Genomic DNA, 15,300 nt, shown 5'->3' on the forward strand with positions numbered 1-15,300 from the left:
TTGATCACACTCGATCTTGCTTATTCGCATCGAGGATGGCAAACGATATCTGTGACAACGATTCTGGATGGACGGGGCGATGGCGCTGGACGTCGAGGGTGTCCGTACCTTCCTCACCGTTGCGGACCACCGAAGCTTCACCCGCGCGGCGGAGGCGCTCGGCACCACGCAGGGCGCCGTGAGCGTGAAGCTGAAGCGCCTTGAGGACCGGCTCGGGGCGCGCCTCATCGAGCGCACGCCTCGGCAGGTGCGGCTCTCCGCCCAGGGCGAGACCTTCCTGCCCGCCGCGCGGGAATTCCTGGCGGCGCACGAACGGGCGCTCGCCGGGCTGACGGCGACGCGGCGGCGCTTCCGCCTCGGCATCGCGGGCCATGTCATGGGGCCGGAGGTGCCGGTGCTGCTGGCCAAGCTCAAGGATCTCGATCCGGCACTGACGGTCGAGGTGCTGGTCGATTCCTCTCGGACGCTCATGGACGGGTTCGAGGAAGGGACCCTCGACGCCGTCATCATCCGCAGCGATGACGACCGACGGGAGGGCGAGGTGCTGGGCGCCGAGCATTTCGCCTGGTTCGCCGCGCCGAGCTTCGAGTACCGGGCGGGCGAGCCCCTGCGGCTCGCGGCCACGTCACCGTGCTGCGCGGTCCGCGACGTCGCCACGCGGTTGCTCGACCGCGCGGCGATCGCGTGGGAAGAGGTGTTTGTCGGCGGCACGGCGGCCATCGCGGCCGCCCTCTCGGCCGGCCTTGCGGTCTCCGCCTATCCGCGCCGCCTCGCGCCCGCCGGTGTCATCGACGTCGGGAAGGCCTTCGGCCTGCCGCCGCTGCCCTCGCTAGCGATCGTGCTGCACTCGTCCCTGTCCGATCCAAAGACCAAGGAGACGCTGCGCGCCATCACGGCGGCCTTCCGGGAACATGGCAAGCCGAGCCGGCAGGCCGCCGGCCTCGGCTGACGCACGACAGCCCTACGCCACCGCCCCCGCGATCCAGTCCACCGCCGCCGCGAGCGCGCCGCGCTCGTCCCGGCCGGCGGCGCGGGCCGCCTCGTAGGCCGCGATCTGGCGGTCGGCGCTGGTGCCCTCCGCGACGATGGCGCGGGCGCGGGCCACGTCGCGCTCGCAGCCGAGCGCCTTCGCATCCTCCGCGATGAGGGCCAGCACCGCCTCCAGGGCCTGCGCGAAGGGAACCGCGTTCCCGCGCGATTCGTCGATCAGCGCCGCGTGGATGCCGTCGCGCTGGGCGCGCCACAGGTTCTCGCCGGCGAGCGCCCGCGACACGCCGTCGAGCCCGGCATTGAGATCGGGCCGGCGCACGCACAGGCGCACGAGGCACCGGAACAGGGCGGCGATGCAGAAGGAATCGTCGAGGCGCGTGCAGGCATCGGCGATGCGCAGTTCCAGCGTGGGGAACTTGATCGAGGGCCGCAGCGACCACCACAGGTAGCTCGCATCCGCGATGGCGCCCGCGCGGGTCAGGATCGCCACGAGGCGGTCATGGGCGGCGGCGTCCGCGAAGATCTCGGGGAAGCCGGTGCGGGGCATCTCTCCGAAGACGCAGAGCCGGTAGGCGCGCATCCCCGTCGCCTCCCCCTGCCAGAAGGGCGAGGAGGCCGAGAGCGCGAGCAGCATCGGCTGGAACGGCAGGAGCCGGTTCATCAGGTCGACCCGCGCGTCGGGATCGGGCACCTCGACATGGACATGCATGCCGCTGATCAGCGCCCGGCGGGCGGCCATGCCGAGATCGGACAGGATGTCCTGATAGCGCTCGCCGTCCGAGGCGGTCTGGCTCCGGCGCCGGGCAAGGGGCTGGGTGCCGCAGGAGAGGAGCGCGAGCCCGTGGTTCGCCGCGATTCCCCTCAGGTGGGCGCGCTGGCCGGCGAGATTCTCCCGCGCCGCGTCCATCGCCGCGAGCGGCGGGGTGCACAATTCGATCTGCGCCGCGACCAACTCCCGCCCGGTCTCGGGCAGGCCCGCTTTCGCCTCGGCATGGAAGGCGGCGAGGTCGCCCTGCGGCGTGTCGCGGGTGGCGGCATCGGCGAGGAAGTATTCCTCCTCGATGCCGAAGCCGTAGGGATGCTCGCTCATGTCCGCCTCAGGGCGCCGCCGACGAGCCAGGCGGGGTCGAACCAGCGGTCGGCCTCGCCGTCATAGGGCAGGCGCGTGATGTCCCAGTTCTGGATGTAGCGCGCGTAGACGTTCCACACCGCGATGCCCCCGCCGACGAAGATCCGCCGTCCGGGATAGCGCGCGAGGACCGCCTCGGGATCCTCGTGGGAGCGGATCACGTCGATGGTGCGGTCGCGGAAGGCGAATGCGGGCACGGCCTCGATGGTCTTCGGCCCGGCGATGAGCACGTGGCCCTGCGTCTCGGCGAAGAACCGCGTCACGTCCTCGACGTAGAGCGGATCGGTGTTGCCCTCCCAGGGCAGGCGCCCGTCCAGGCCGAGCTGGCCCCGCTGCCCGATGGCGCACATCGCCCGCACGTCGATCATTCGGTTCCTCCCGCCTCCCCCGTTCCATAGCCGGCCCCGGCCCGCCGGGCCAAGCGGACCGGCGTTCCTCATTCGCGTATTTGGAGAGTGGAACTATAAGTACAACTTTTTCGACGCTTCTATAGAACAACTCCGCGTTAACGCCTTGGATTGTAAGTGGTGTCGCCTCAGGCCGAAGGTTGTTTCAGTTCCGGGTCTTCGTCATGCGCTCGTTCAACGATCTGAGGCTCATCGCCAAGCTTGCCCTGCCGGCGGGGCTCGTGCTGCTGATGGCGGCGGGGCTGCTGCTCATGGCCCGTTCCGGCCTCGACACCCTGCGCGGCACCGCGGACGAGATCGTCGACGGCCAAGTGAACCGGGTCGTCGCCGCCCTGCGGATGGCGGATGCCCTCAACGCGGCGACCATCGCGCAGAAGGGCGTGATCGTGGAGGGCAGCGGCGATGTGCTGCAGGCTCTGGCCGAGAAGCACCGCGAGGCCGAGGCGCGGGCGGGCCGGGAAGCCGAGCGTCTCGCCTCGCTCGCCACGGATGCGGAGCAGCGGACACAGGACGAAGCCGCCCGCGACGCCGTGAAGGGCTACCTCGCCTTCTCCGACAAGGTGGTCACCAACGCCAAGCAGGGCATGACCGATATCGCCTTCGCCCTGTCGACGCAGGACGAGGCGCCCCTGCGCGCGAAGGCGCTCGCCGCCGTCGAGGCGCGGGTGACGCGGGCGCTCGGCGACCTCTCGGCCGCGCGGGAGAACGCCGAGCGGGTCGCCGCCGCCACGAAGGACCGCCTGACCTGGCTCGCCGGCCTGGGCCTGAGCGCGGCCTTCGCCCTGCTCGCGGCGATCGCGCTGTACGGGATCGCCCGCCCCCTCGCCCGCATGGCGAAGGCGATGAACGACCTCGCCGCCGGGGATCTCGGCGTCACGGTCGTCGGCACGGAGCGTCGGGACGAGATCGGCCTCCTCGCCCGCGCCCTCCAGGTGTTCAAGGACGATGCCGCCGCCGCGCGGCACCTCACCGCCTCGGAGGCGTCGCGCAGCGAGGCCGCCGCCCGGCGCGCCGCCGCCCTCGACGCCCTCGCGCAAGCCTTCGAGGAGCGGGTCTCCGGTCTGACCCGCGCCCTCTCCTCGGCCTCGGCCGAGATGGAGGCCACCGCCCGCTCCATGACCGAGACCGCGCAGGATGGGACACGCCGCACCGTCGCGGCGGGCGGCATCGCGCGGGAGACCTCCGCCAGCGTCCAGACGGCGGCGGCGGCGAGCGAGGAGATGACCGCCTCGATCCACGAGATCCTGGAGCAGGTCTCGCATTCCTCCGACATGGCCGGGCGCGCCGTGGCGGATGCCACCCGCACCGACGCCACCGTGCAGCAATTGTCCGCCGCCGCCCTGCGGATCGGCGAGGTGGTGCAGATGATCTCGGCCATCGCCGGCCAGACCAACCTGCTCGCCCTGAACGCGACCATCGAGGCCGCCCGCGCCGGTGAGGCCGGACGCGGCTTCGCGGTGGTGGCCGCCGAGGTGAAGGAGCTGGCCGGGCAGACCGCCAGGGCCACCGACGAGATCGGCGTGCAGGTCGGCCAGATCCAGGCGGCGACGGAGGCCGCCGTGGGCGACATCCGCCGCATCGGCGCGGCCATCGGGGAGATGTCGGCGCGGATCGGGGGGGTTGCCGCCGCCATGGAGCAGCAGGGCAGCGCCACGGGCGAGATCGCCCGCAGCGTCGCCCACGCGGCCGGCGGCACGGCCGAGGTGAGCACCACCCTGGCGGGCCTGCGGGAGGGCAGCGAGCGCACCGGGCTGGAGGCCGCGAAGGTGCTTCAGGCGGCCCGCGCCCTGTCGGAGCAATCCGCGCGGCTCACGCACGAGGTCGGCGGTTTTCTCGCCGAAGTGAAGGCGGCGTGAGGGCTTCGCCCTCGCCGCTCACTCCGGCGCGCGGGGCGTCAGCAGCCGGTCCTGCCTGAAATCGTAGATCAGGCCGGTCTCCCGCCAGTCGGGGGAGGCGAGGCGCACGAAATGCGGGGCCAGATCCTCCGGCGTGGGCAGGGTCTGCGGATCCTCCCCCGGCATGGCCGAGCGGCGCATCCGGGTGCGCAGCGCCCCGGGGCTCACCAGCATGGCGCGGATCGCCGTCGATTCGGTCTCGGCGGCGTAGGTGCGCACCAGCGCCTCGAGGGCCGCCTTGGTGACGGCGTAGGGACCCCAATAGGCCCGGCAGGAATGCGCCGCCCCCGAGGTCACGAAGATCGCTCGGCCCGCATCCGACATGCGCAGCAGCGGATCGAGGGAGCGAATGAGCCGCCAATTGGCGGTGACGTTGATGTCCAGCGTGCTCGCCCAGATCTTCGGGTCGATATGGCCGAGCGGCATCAGCACGCCGAGCACGCCCGCGTTGCCGATCAGGATGTCGAGCTTGCCCCAGCGCTCGTGGATCGCCCCGCCGAGGCGGTCGATGGCGTCGAAATCCTTCAGGTCGAGGGGCACCAGGGTGGCGCTGCCGCCGATCCGGCGGATCTCGTCGTCGAGTTCCTCCAGGGCGCCCTGGGTGCGGGCCACCGCCACGACGTGAGCCCCCGCTTCCGCGAGGGCCAGGGCGGCGGCGCGGCCGATGCCGCGCGAGGCGCCGGTGACGACGGCGACGCGGCCGTCCAGGGATTGGGGAGCCATCGGGATCAATCCGCCTCGGCGAGCATCGCCATCTGCCGGGGGCTGGCGATCGCCAGATCGGTCAGCCCCGTCGGATAGTCGCCGGTGAAGCAATGGTCGGTGTATTGCGGACAGGCGCTGCGCCGCTCCGTCTCGCCCATCGCCCGGTAGAGGCCGGGGATCGAGAGGAAGGCGAGCGAATCCGCGCCGATATACTCGCGCATCCCTTCGAGGTCGTGGGTGGCAGCGAGCAGCTTTTCCCGCTCCGGCGTGTCGATGCCGTAATAGTCGGGGTGGGTGATCGGCGGCGACGCGATGCGGAAATGCACCTCCGCCGCGCCGGCCTCGCGCATCATGCGCACGATCTTCACCGAGGTCGTGCCGCGCACCAGGCTGTCGTCCACCAGCACGATGCGCTTGCCGGCGATGGCCGCGCGGTTGGCCGAGTGCTTCATGCGCACGCCGAGTTCGCGCACCGACTGGGTCGGCTGGATGAAGGTACGCCCGACATAGTGGTTGCGGATGATCCCCATCTCGAAGGGGATGCCCGTCTCCTGGCTGTAGCCGAGGGCCGCCGGCACGCCGGAATCCGGCACCGGCACCACCACGTCCGCCTCGGCGCGGGATTCGCGGGCGAGTTCGTGGCCGATGGCCTTGCGCACCGCGTAGACGCTCTTGCCGTTCACGATGGAATCCGGCCGGGCGAAGTAGATGTACTCGAAGATGCAGGGGCGCATCGGCAGCGCATCGGCGAAGCGGATCGACTCGATCCCCTCCTCCGAGATCACGACGATCTCGCCGTTCTCGATGTCGCGGACGTAGCGGGCGCCGATGATGTCGAGGGCGCAGGTCTCGGAGGCGAGCATGTAGCGCCCGTCGAGTTCGCCCAGCACCAGCGGGCGGATGCCCAGCGGGTCGCGGGCGCCGATGAGCTTCTTGTTGGTGAGCGCCACCAGGGCGTAAGCGCCCTGGATCGCCTGCAGCGCATCGATGAAGCGCTCGATGATGCGGGGTTTGCGCGAGCGGGCGGCGAGGTGGAGGATCACCTCCGTGTCCGAGGTGGACTGGGTGATCGCCCCGTCGCGCACGAGGTCGCGGCGAATCGAGAGGGCGTTGGTCAGGTTGCCGTTATGGGCCACTGCGAGACCGCCGCCCGCCAGCTCCGCGAAGAGCGGCTGGACGTTGCGCAGGATCGTCCCGCCCGTGGTGGAGTAGCGGACGTGGCCGATGGCCGAGCGGCCCTTCAGGCGCTCGATGGTCGCCGCGTCCGAGAACGAATCGCCGACGAGGCCCGGCCGCCGCTCCGAGTGGAAGACCTTGCCGTCGAAGGAGACGATGCCCGCCGCCTCCTGGCCCCGGTGCTGCAAGGCGTGGAGCCCCAGCGCGACGATGGCCGAGGCGTCCGGGTGGCCGAAGATGCCGAAGATCCCGCATTCCTCGCGCAGCGTATCGCCATCGAGGTCGAACCGCGCGGTATCGAAATCCTCGGAGGCGTCGACGGGGGCTCGCGACATGATCGGGCTCGGTCACTTCCTGGGGGCGACGGACACAAGGCGGCCTGCGTCACGCCGCCGTCATGTAATCGCTCCCGCCGCGCAGGCCAACGGCGTCGGCCGCAGGGCAGCGGCCCGCGCCGGTCAGCGCTTGGGGGCCGTCTCGGTCCGCTTCTGGACGGTCGCGTCGTCGGCGGGCGCATCGGCCGCCTCGTTCGGCGGGCTGACGGGCTTGGGCTTCTTGAACTGCTTGAGGAAGCCTTCCGGGTTCTCCGGCAGCTGCGCCACCAGCGCGTCGCCGGACTTTTCCAGCATCGGCCGGGAGCGGGCCTGCGCCGCCCAATCCGGCACCTTGCCCTGCACCAGCCAGGACAGGAACACCCAGCCGATCACGCAGATCAGGAAGCCCCGCGCCGCGCCGAACAGGAAGCCGAGGGAACGGTCCACCGCGCCGATGCGCGAATCGAGCACCACGTCGGAGATCTTCACGGTGATGATCGACACGATGATGAGCGTGACGAGGAAGATCGCCGCGATGGAGCCCACGAGGGCGACCGTGTCGCTGCTCACGTGCTGCTTCACGGTGGGCAGGAGCATCGGGAAGAACGACCATGCCGCCGCCGCCGCGACGACCCAGGCGACGATCGCCAGGACTTCGCGCGTCACGCCACGGACGGCCGCCAGGAGCGCGGACACGGCAACGATGCCGAGGACCACGAGATCGAGGACTGTGAACGGCATTGCCTCACTTCAGGAACGCACGGGAAGCGCCGACGAGGCCCGTGCGGCTCTCCCGACCACTCCCTCAGTATATCTTGCCGAACCTCGGCCGTCACCGGGGGGCGGCGGACGGGTGACGCCCTGTATCACCGTTGCATCAGAATGGGCCAGTGCCCCCGGGCTCGCCGGAGCGGCCTTGCGGGTTCCGTCGTTGCCGAATGGGGGGCTGTGGCTCTACGTCCGGCGTGACGATGCGAGCGGGAGAGGCGGTGTGGCTGAGGTGCGGGGGAGAGCCGGGGGGCATGGCGGCCGGCTGACGGTCGACCTCTCCGCGCTCGCCGCCAACTGGCGGCGCCTCGCCGCCCTGGCGCCGGGGGCCGAATGCGGCGCGGTGATCAAGGCCGACGCCTACGGCACCGGCATCGACCGCGCCGGCCCCGCCCTGTGGGACGCCGGGTGCCGCAGCTTCTTCGTGGCCCATCTCTCGGAAGGGCAGGCCGCCCGCGACGCCCTGCCGGAGGCCGCGATCTACGTGCTGAACGGGCTGCCGCCGGGTTCGTCGCCGGCCTTCGCGGAAGCGCGCCTGCGCCCCGTCCTCGGGAGCCTGGAGGAACTGTCCGAATGGGCCGCCTTCTCGCGGGGGCGCCACCCTGCGGCGCTCCATGTCGATACCGGCATGAACCGGCTCGGCTTGTCCGTGCCCGAGGCCCTGGCGCTCTCCGGCGATCCCCGGATCGCGGCGGCCGGAATCGACCTCGTGATGAGCCACTTCGTCAGCGCCGAGCAGCCGGCGGATCCGGTCAATGCCCGCCAGATCGCGGACTTTTCCCGCGTGCGGAAGGCCCTGCCCGCCTTGCGCGGATCGCTCGCCAACTCCTCCGGCCTCTTCCTCGACGGCGCCCGGCACGACCTTCTGCGGCCGGGCTACGCCCTGTTCGGCGGCAACCCGACCCCCGGCGCGCCGAACCCGATGAGCCCGGTGGTGCGGCTCGAAGCCTCCATCGTGCAGGTGCGGCAGGTCGAGGCCGGCATGAGCGCCGGCTATAACGGCCGCTGGACGGCGCCCGGCCCCCGCCGCCTCGCGACCCTGTCGCTGGGCTACGCGGACGGCCTGCCCCGCGCCTTGAGCGGGCGCGGCCATGCGCTGGTGGATGGGCTCGCCTGCCCGATCCTCGGCCTCGTCTCGATGGACCTCATCATCCTCGACGTCACCGACGCCCCCGCCGCCCGCCGGGGCGCCTCGGCCGTGCTGATCGGCGACAGCCTCGACGTCGATGCGGTCGGGAAGGCCGCCGGCACCATCGGCTACGAGATCCTGACCAGCCTTGGTTCCCGTTATGTTCGGGATTATAGAGGGTAGGACGAGGACACTCCCCTCCACGTCCTCATCCTGAGAAGCTGTCCGGACGGGTACAGCCCCCTCCGTCCTTGCGAGCGCAGCGAAGCAACCCAGGGCAGCGGGACAGTCCCGAACCCTGGCGCATCCCTGGATTGCTTCGCTGCGCTCGCAACGACGGGGAAGGTGGGGAGACGAAGCGCGGCAGGCGGACGAGTCGAAACGGAATGGCCAAGATCCACCAGACCTTCGTCTGCCAGTCCTGCGGGGCGGTCTACAACCGCTGGCGCGGGCGCTGCGAGGCCTGCGACGGCTGGAACACGATCCAGGAGGAGACCTCCGCCGGCCCCGGCCAGTCCGGCCCCGCCGCGACGCGTCCCTCCCGCGCCCGCGGCCGGGTCTTTCCCCTGGAGGGGCTGACCGGCGAGGCCAAGGAGGCGCCGCGCACCCCCTCCGGCATCGGCGAGCTCGACCGGGTGACCGGCGGCGGCTTCGTGCGCGGCTCGGTGATCCTGCTCGGCGGCGATCCCGGCATCGGCAAGTCGACCCTGCTGATGCAGGCCGCCGCCGCCATGGCCCAGCAGGGCGCGGGCGTCGCCTACATCTCCGGTGAGGAGGCGGTGGGGCAGGTGCGCCTGCGGGCCGAGCGCCTCGGCCTCGCCAAGGCCGACGTGCGGCTCGCGGCGCAGACCAATGTCGAGGACATCGTCGAGACCCTGAGCCAGGGGAAGCCCCCGGCCCTGGCGGTGATCGATTCGATCCAGACCATGTGGACCGAGACCGTCGAATCGGCCCCCGGCACGGTCACGCAGGTGCGCGCCTCGGCGCAGGGACTGATTCGCTTCGCCAAGACCACGGGCACGGCGGTGATCCTCGTCGGCCACGTCACCAAGGACGGGCAGATCGCGGGTCCGCGCGTGGTGGAGCACATGGTCGATGCGGTCGCCTCCTTCGAGGGCGACCAGGGCCACCATTTCCGCATCCTGCGCGCGGTGAAGAACCGCTTCGGACCCACCGACGAGATCGGCGTCTTCGAGATGACCGATGCCGGCCTCTCGGAGGTGCCGAACCCCTCCGCCCTGTTCCTCGCCGGCCGCGACCAGCAGGCGGCGGGCACCGCCGTCTTCGCCGGGATGGAGGGCACCCGGCCGCTCCTCGTCGAGATCCAGGCGCTGGTGGCGCCCTCCTCCCTCGGCATGCCCCGCCGGGCGGTGGTGGGCTGGGACCCGAACCGCCTCTCCATGGTGCTCGCGGTGCTGGAAGCCCATGCCGGCATCCGGCTCGGGAGCCACGACGTCTATCTCAACGTCGCGGGCGGCCTTCGGGTGGTGGAGCCGGCCGCCGACCTCGCGGTGGCCGCCGCCCTGGTCTCGTCCCTCTCCGGCGCGGTGCTGCCGGCCGAGACGGTGTATTTCGGCGAGATCGGCCTGTCGGGGGCGATCCGCCCGGTCGCCCAGGCGGGGGCGCGGCTGAAGGAGGCGCAGAAGCTCGGCTTCGCCAAGGCCCTCATCCCGCAGGGGCGGGGCGAGGGTGAGACGATGCTCTCCGTCGAAACCCTGCGCCACATCGCCGACCTCGTGGCCGGAATCGGCGCGGGTTCGGCGCGCAAGGGTGGCAAGGCGGGCGGACGTGGACGGGCGCCTGCCCACGAGTACGAGGACGAGTACTGATCCTCAGGCGATGTAGGGGGTGTGCTTGTCGCCGCCGGTGAGGTTCGACCCGTCGTTGGCGCCGGAATTGGCCGGGTTGGTCTCGGTCCGCTGATCGCGCGGCTGCTCGGGAAACTGGGTGAGCGGACGCCAGGGGGTCGGCGCCACGCCCAGGCGCAGGGCGCTCGGCAGGCGGAACAGCCAGACCGCCAGCACCATCCACGGGACGACGAAGAACACGAACGCGGCGAGACCCATCTCGATCCTCCCGAAAGGGGGGCAATGCACCAGAGGCCGAAGGGGATCCGGTGTTGCCGCGCAACAGGCCGTGGCTCCCCCATCCGCCAACGCCGTCTTTGCGAGCAGAGCGAAGCAATCCAGGGATCCGCCGCATCCGGTCAGGTCCCGCTGCCCTGGATTACTTCGCTGCGCTCGCAAAGACGGTGAGGGTTTCATGGGCCTCCCGCGCAGTGTCCTTCCCCGCCGATCGAAGCACGCCCGGTGGACGCACCGCCCTTCCCCTGCGTATGACCGTCAGGGTGAGCGCGCGACAGCCCTCTCCCGGAGCGGCGTCCGAACCGGATGCCGGCACCCTGGCCGCGCGAGGCCGCGGACAGCGGACGCGCGCGCCCTTCGTCCAGGCCCCCGGCCGGCTGCGCGCTTTCGTCCGGCGCAGCGAGGGCGGCCTCGTCCTGCTGGCGACCTTCGTCGGCGCCGTGTCGGGGCTCGCCGTCTCGGGCATGACGCTGCTGACGCAGGGCCTGCGCGAACTCCTCTATCAATTGCCCGCCGGAAGCCGCCTGAGCGCGGCCGACGCGGTGAACCCGGTCCTGCTGCTCGTCGGCCCCTGCCTCGGCGGCATCGTGCTGGGGCTCCTCATCCTCGTCGTCAACACCGTGCGCGGGCCGCGCAAGCGCCCTGCCATCGACCCGATCGAGGCCAATGCCCTGCATGGCGGGCGCATGTCCCTGCGCGACAGCCTCTATCTTGGGCTGCAGAACGTCATCTCGAACGGCAGCGGCGCCTCGGTCGGCCTCGAAGCCGGCTACACGCAGATCTGCTCCGGCGTCGCCTCGCGGCTCGGCATCGCCTTCGAGCTGCGCCGGGGCGACCTGCGCACCCTCGTCGGCTGCGGCGCGGCGGCGGCCATCGCGGCGGCCTTCGGCGCCCCGCTGACGGGGGCGTTCTACGCGTTCGAATTGATCATCGGCACCTATTCCATCGCCATGCTGACGCCGGTCGTCGTGGCGGCCCTGTGCGGCAGCCTGATCTCGCAGGCGATCCTCGGCACGCAGCCCCTCGTCGCCTTCGACAACATGCAGGCCGTGACCACCTCCCACGTCACCAGCCTGGAGATCGTGCCGAGCCTGATGCTCGGCCTGTTCTGCGCCGGGCTCGGCATCGCGGTGATGCGCGGCGTCACCCTGGTGGAGCAGATCGTCCAGGCCTCCGGCCTGCCGCGCGTGACCGCCCCCGTGTTCGGCGGCCTCTGCGTCGGGGCGCTGGCGCTGGCCGGCACGCCGCAGGTGCTCTCCGGCGGCCACGGCGCCCTGCACAGGCACTTCCTCGAGAGCGCGCAGGGCTATACCGGCCTCGCGCTGGCCGGGCTGTTCGTTGCCAAGGCCGTCGCCTCGGCCATCTCCATCGGCGCGGGGTTTCGCGGCGGCCTGTTCTTCGCCTCGTTGTTCCTGGGCGCCATCGCGGGGAAGTTCTTCGCCGTCGCGGCCCCGCTCCTCGTGCCGGCCATGGCCGGTTTCGGCCTGACGCCGCTGGCCTACGCGGTGATCGGCATGAGCGCGCTCGCCGTCGCGGTGATCGGCGGCCCGCTCACCATGACGTTCCTGGCCCTCGAGGCCACCGGCAGCCTGCCCATCACCGGCCTCGTGCTGGCGGCGGTGATCGCCTCCTCGCTGACCGTCCGAAAGACCTTCGGCTATTCCTTCGCCACCTGGCGCTTCCACCTGCGCGGCGAGAGCATCCGCAGCGCCCACGACATCGGCTGGATCCGCTCCCTCACGGTCGGGCGGCTGATGCGGCGGGACGTGCGGCCGGTGCCCCTCGACACCCCGCTGGCGACCTTCCTGCGCGCCCATCCCCTCGGCTCGCCGTCGCGGGTGGTGGTGGCGGACGGCACGGGCCGCTACGCCGGCATCGTCTCGGTGCCGGAGGCCCATGCGCTGGCCCGCGACGCCGCCTCCGGCGAGCAGCCGACGCTCTCCGACCTCCTGCGCTTCACCGACGATTTCCTGACACCGGAGATGAACGCCAAGGAGGCCGTCGGCGCCTTCGACCGGACGGAGAGCGAGGCACTCGCCGTCCTCGATCCCGCGCGCACCGTGCTGGGGCTCCTCACCGAGAGCCACACGCTCAAGCGCTACAGCGAGGAACTGGATCGCCAGCGCCGGTCGATGGTCGGCGAATCGGTGTGAACGTCAGGCCGGTGGATTGACCCGGCGCCCCTGGTCCGCACCTTGGGCCGCAGACGAGAACACGCGGAGGAACCCATGGCAGAGCGCAGCTACCGCATCGCGGTCATTCCCGGCGACGGCATCGGCAAGGAGGTCGTGCCCGAGGGCGTGCGAGTGCTGGAAAAGGCCGCCAAGCGCCACGGCTTCTCGCTCCAGCTCGACTGGTTCGATTTCGCGAGCTGCGACTATTACGAGAAGCACGGCCGGATGATGCCGGAGGATTGGAAGCCGCAGATCGAGGGCCACGACGCGATCTATTTCGGCGCGGTGGGCATGCCCCAGCGGGTGCCGGACCACATCTCCCTCTGGGGCTCGCTGATCCTGTTCCGGCGGGAATTCGACCAATACGCCAACCTGCGCCCGGTGCGCCTGATGCCGGGGGTGAAGTGCCCGCTGGCCGACCGCAAGCCCGGCGACATCGATTTCTGGGTGGTCCGCGAGAACACCGAGGGCGAGTACTCGAACGCGGGCGGGCGGATGTTCGCCGGCACCGACCGGGAATTCGCCCTTCAGGAGACGATCATGACGCGCCACGGCGTCGACCGGATCCTGAAGTTCGCCTTCGATCTCGCGCAGACCCGGCCGCGCAAGCACCTGACCTCGGCCACCAAGTCCAACGGCATCTCGATCACCATGCCGTACTGGGACGAGCGGGTGCGGGCCATGGCGAAGGCCTACCCGGACGTGACCTGGGACCAGTACCACATCGACATCCTCACCGCGCATTTCGTGCTGAACCCGGACCGGTTCGACGTGGTGGTCGCCTCGAACCTGTTCGGGGACATCCTGTCCGACCTCGGCCCGGCCTGCACCGGCACCATCGGCATCGCGCCCTCGGGCAACATCAACCCGGAGCGGGTGCATCCGTCGGTGTTCGAGCCGGTCCACGGCTCGGCCCCCGACATCGCGGGCCAGGGCATCGCCAACCCGATCGGCCAGATCTGGTCCGGGGCGATGATGCTGGAACACCTCGGCGAGCACGCGGCGGCGGCCGAGATCGTCACCGGCATCGAGCGGGTGCTGGCCGAGCGGACTCTTCGGACGCGCGACCTCGGCGGCAACGCCGACACGCAGGCCTGCGGCAAGGCCGTGGAGGAGGCGCTGGGCTGAGGCTCAGCCCGCGGCGGTCGCGGAGCCGAGGGTCGTCAGGGCCCTCAGCTCCTCGGCCTCCCGCTCCAGCGGCCTCGGCTCGCGGAGGAAGGGCGCGAGATAGGCGTCGAGATGCCCGTCACCGGGCAGATGCACTTCCCTGGTCAGGGCCGTCAGGAAGGCGGCCTTGTCCGTCTCGTGCCACGCGACGGAGAGGCCCGCCCGGTGGGCCAGGACGGTGTGCACCGTCATGATGGTGCGCCCGTTGCCGTCGAGGAACGGATGGGCGTGGGCCAGCGAGCCCAGCACCTCGCCGGGCTTCGCCCGCATGAACGCGTGATCGTTGCCCTGCCGGAGGGCGTAGTCGGCGGCCCGGCGAATGTCCTTCGGGAAGGCGAACATCCTGTCGTAGCCGCCGCGGCTGATGTTGGCCTGCGGCGCGGTCTCCCACCGGTCCTTCCCCGCCCAGGGATAGACCGAGCCGAACAGGGTCGCATGCGTGCCGAGGATGTCGGCGTAGGTCAGCGGGTTCCGGCGGGACAGGGTAGCGACGGCCTTGCCGACCTTCATCATGAAGGCCCTGTGCTCGAGTTGCTTTACCCGGGCGAGGTCTTTGAGACCGGCGACGTTGCGGAGATAGCCCCGTTCCTCGAAATCGCCGAAGACGTCGAAGTTCAAGCGGCCAAGCCGTCCCGCTCGGCCAGGTAACGCGCATGAAGCAGCGTGTTCTCGATGTCGGGGATGGCTTCGGCCCGGCCTAGGGCGACGAGCAGCCACTCGGTCTCATCGAGGTCCACGTCGTCCCCGGCCACGCGCGAGACCGCCTCGGCCCAGTCGTCGAGCCCCGCCCGCTCGTAGCGGATGCCGTGACGGCGGGCGAGATCGCGGATGGTGTCCCGGGCCGTCATCACCTCGGCCTCGGGACGAACGGCAGCCTGTGCGGTCATGGCGAACTCCTCGACAGGAATTCTACCCCATTCCCCGCCATCCCGTCGACTCTTTCGGACGGCGGGGATCGCCGCTCAGCGCGGCCGGCGGCGGACGCTGACGACGTTGTCGGAGAGGTCGGCCTTCTCGGCCTTGGCGGCGGGCAGCGTCTCGGTGACGACCTTGACGATGCTCGGAGCGTCGAGGCCGGCCTCCGCGTACATCTTCTCCGGCTTGTCGTGGTCCTGGTACGCATCCGGCAGGGTGAGCGTCCGCACCCGCACCCGGCCCGCATCCAGCGCGCCCTTTTCCGCCAGGAGATGCAGCACCATCGCCCCGAACCCGCCGCGCGAGCCCTCCTCGATCGTCAAAAGCACCTCGTGCCGCGACGCGAGATCGAGGATCAGCGCCTCGTCCAGCGGCTTGGCGAAGCGCGCATCCGCCACCGTCACCGCCACGCCCTGCTCGGCCAGCGCATCCGCCGCCTTCAGCGCC

The 15,300-nt window shown here is 71.2% G+C and carries 15 protein-coding genes; 6 read left to right on the plus strand and 9 right to left on the minus strand.

Annotated features, from left to right (window positions below; genetic code table 11):
• The first annotated feature begins 79 nt into the window (after window positions 1-79).
• Window positions 80-949 carry a LysR family transcriptional regulator gene (locus tag ACS5Q7_RS22780; protein ID WP_478341548.1) on the plus strand — a complete coding sequence of 290 codons (870 nt, stop codon included), beginning with the start codon at window positions 80-82 and terminating at the stop codon, window positions 947-949.
• A 12-nt stretch (window positions 950-961) separates the two neighbouring features.
• On the opposite strand, the gene ACS5Q7_RS22785 is transcribed toward ACS5Q7_RS22780, so the two are convergent.
• Entirely contained in the window at window positions 962-2,080 is a 1,119-nt protein-coding gene (locus ACS5Q7_RS22785) for a carboxylate-amine ligase (protein WP_478341549.1), read from the minus strand.
• Window positions 2,077-2,487 (minus strand): dihydrofolate reductase family protein, encoded by a 411-nt coding sequence (locus ACS5Q7_RS22790; protein ID WP_478341550.1) that lies wholly within the window; start codon window positions 2,485-2,487, stop codon window positions 2,077-2,079. The genes ACS5Q7_RS22785 and ACS5Q7_RS22790 overlap by 4 nt, the downstream gene beginning before the upstream one ends.
• Window positions 2,488-2,690: 203 nt before the next feature.
• On the opposite strand from ACS5Q7_RS22790, the gene ACS5Q7_RS22795 reads away from it, so the two are divergent.
• Entirely contained in the window at window positions 2,691-4,382 is a 1,692-nt protein-coding gene (locus ACS5Q7_RS22795) for a methyl-accepting chemotaxis protein (RefSeq protein ID WP_478341551.1), read from the plus strand.
• A gap of 18 nt (window positions 4,383-4,400) precedes the next feature.
• Here ACS5Q7_RS22795 and ACS5Q7_RS22800 read toward each other — a convergent pair whose 3' ends face one another.
• The 3 genes from ACS5Q7_RS22800 to ACS5Q7_RS22810 form a co-directional block, all read right to left on the minus strand.
• Window positions 4,401-5,144, minus strand: coding sequence for an SDR family NAD(P)-dependent oxidoreductase (locus ACS5Q7_RS22800; RefSeq protein WP_478341552.1), 744 nt, complete (start codon window positions 5,142-5,144; stop codon window positions 4,401-4,403).
• Window positions 5,145-5,149: 5 nt separating this feature from the next.
• On the minus strand, window positions 5,150-6,637 hold the full coding sequence (gene purF / locus ACS5Q7_RS22805; RefSeq protein ID WP_478341553.1) for an amidophosphoribosyltransferase: 1,488 nt from the start codon (window positions 6,635-6,637) through the stop codon (window positions 5,150-5,152).
• 123 nt (window positions 6,638-6,760) lie between these two features.
• A complete protein-coding gene (locus ACS5Q7_RS22810; RefSeq protein ID WP_243956128.1) occupies window positions 6,761-7,357 on the minus strand; it encodes a CvpA family protein in 597 nt (198 codons plus the stop codon).
• Window positions 7,358-7,607: 250 nt separating this feature from the next.
• On the opposite strand from ACS5Q7_RS22810, the gene alr reads away from it, so the two are divergent.
• Window positions 7,608-8,696: an alanine racemase gene (gene alr, locus ACS5Q7_RS22815; RefSeq protein ID WP_478341554.1), complete on the plus strand. Its 1,089-nt coding sequence runs from the start codon at window positions 7,608-7,610 to the stop codon at window positions 8,694-8,696.
• 203 nt (window positions 8,697-8,899) lie between these two features.
• Complete coding sequence (gene radA, locus ACS5Q7_RS22820) at window positions 8,900-10,342, plus strand: DNA repair protein RadA (protein ID WP_478341555.1); 1,443 nt, start codon at window positions 8,900-8,902, stop codon at window positions 10,340-10,342.
• Window positions 10,343-10,345: 3 nt separating this feature from the next.
• On the opposite strand, the gene ACS5Q7_RS22825 is transcribed toward radA, so the two are convergent.
• Entirely contained in the window at window positions 10,346-10,579 is a 234-nt protein-coding gene (locus ACS5Q7_RS22825) for a hypothetical protein (protein ID WP_478341556.1), read from the minus strand.
• Between the two features lie 281 nt (window positions 10,580-10,860).
• Here ACS5Q7_RS22825 and ACS5Q7_RS22830 point away from each other — a divergent pair, with 281 nt between their 5' ends.
• Window positions 10,861-12,750, plus strand: a complete 1,890-nt coding sequence (locus tag ACS5Q7_RS22830) for a chloride channel protein (RefSeq protein WP_478341557.1) — start codon at window positions 10,861-10,863, stop codon at window positions 12,748-12,750.
• 75 nt (window positions 12,751-12,825) lie between these two features.
• On the plus strand, window positions 12,826-13,899 hold the full coding sequence (locus ACS5Q7_RS22835; protein ID WP_478341558.1) for a tartrate dehydrogenase: 1,074 nt from the start codon (window positions 12,826-12,828) through the stop codon (window positions 13,897-13,899).
• 3 nt (window positions 13,900-13,902) lie between these two features.
• Here the strand turns inward: ACS5Q7_RS22835 and ACS5Q7_RS22840 are convergent, their stop codons facing one another.
• From ACS5Q7_RS22840 to ACS5Q7_RS22850, 3 genes are all read right to left on the minus strand, one after another.
• On the minus strand, window positions 13,903-14,556 hold the full coding sequence (locus ACS5Q7_RS22840) for a Fic/DOC family protein (protein ID WP_478341559.1): 654 nt from the start codon (window positions 14,554-14,556) through the stop codon (window positions 13,903-13,905).
• Window positions 14,553-14,825, minus strand: coding sequence for a hypothetical protein (locus tag ACS5Q7_RS22845; RefSeq protein ID WP_478341560.1), 273 nt, complete (start codon window positions 14,823-14,825; stop codon window positions 14,553-14,555). The genes ACS5Q7_RS22840 and ACS5Q7_RS22845 overlap by 4 nt, the downstream gene beginning before the upstream one ends.
• Window positions 14,826-14,900: 75 nt before the next feature.
• A partial coding sequence (locus ACS5Q7_RS22850; RefSeq protein WP_478341561.1) for a transketolase C-terminal domain-containing protein occupies window positions 14,901-15,300 on the minus strand: 400 nt, incomplete at its 5' end.

It is taken from the genome of Methylobacterium sp. Gmos3, from assembly GCF_056430985.1.

Coding starts and splice junctions, on each gene's coding strand:
- ACS5Q7_RS22780 (WP_478341548.1), top strand. CDS start 80: ATGGCGCTGGACGTCGAGGGTGTCCGTACCTTCCTCACCGTTGCGGAC.
- ACS5Q7_RS22785 (WP_478341549.1), bottom strand. CDS start 2,080: ATGAGCGAGCATCCCTACGGCTTCGGCATCGAGGAGGAATACTTCCTC.
- ACS5Q7_RS22790 (WP_478341550.1), bottom strand. CDS start 2,487: ATGATCGACGTGCGGGCGATGTGCGCCATCGGGCAGCGGGGCCAGCTC.
- ACS5Q7_RS22795 (WP_478341551.1), top strand. CDS start 2,691: ATGCGCTCGTTCAACGATCTGAGGCTCATCGCCAAGCTTGCCCTGCCG.
- ACS5Q7_RS22800 (WP_478341552.1), bottom strand. CDS start 5,144: ATGGCTCCCCAATCCCTGGACGGCCGCGTCGCCGTCGTCACCGGCGCC.
- purF (WP_478341553.1), bottom strand. CDS start 6,637: ATGTCGCGAGCCCCCGTCGACGCCTCCGAGGATTTCGATACCGCGCGG.
- ACS5Q7_RS22810 (WP_243956128.1), bottom strand. CDS start 7,357: ATGCCGTTCACAGTCCTCGATCTCGTGGTCCTCGGCATCGTTGCCGTG.
- radA (WP_478341555.1), top strand. CDS start 8,900: ATGGCCAAGATCCACCAGACCTTCGTCTGCCAGTCCTGCGGGGCGGTC.
- ACS5Q7_RS22825 (WP_478341556.1), bottom strand. CDS start 10,579: ATGGGTCTCGCCGCGTTCGTGTTCTTCGTCGTCCCGTGGATGGTGCTG.
- ACS5Q7_RS22835 (WP_478341558.1), top strand. CDS start 12,826: ATGGCAGAGCGCAGCTACCGCATCGCGGTCATTCCCGGCGACGGCATC.
- ACS5Q7_RS22845 (WP_478341560.1), bottom strand. CDS start 14,825: ATGACCGCACAGGCTGCCGTTCGTCCCGAGGCCGAGGTGATGACGGCC.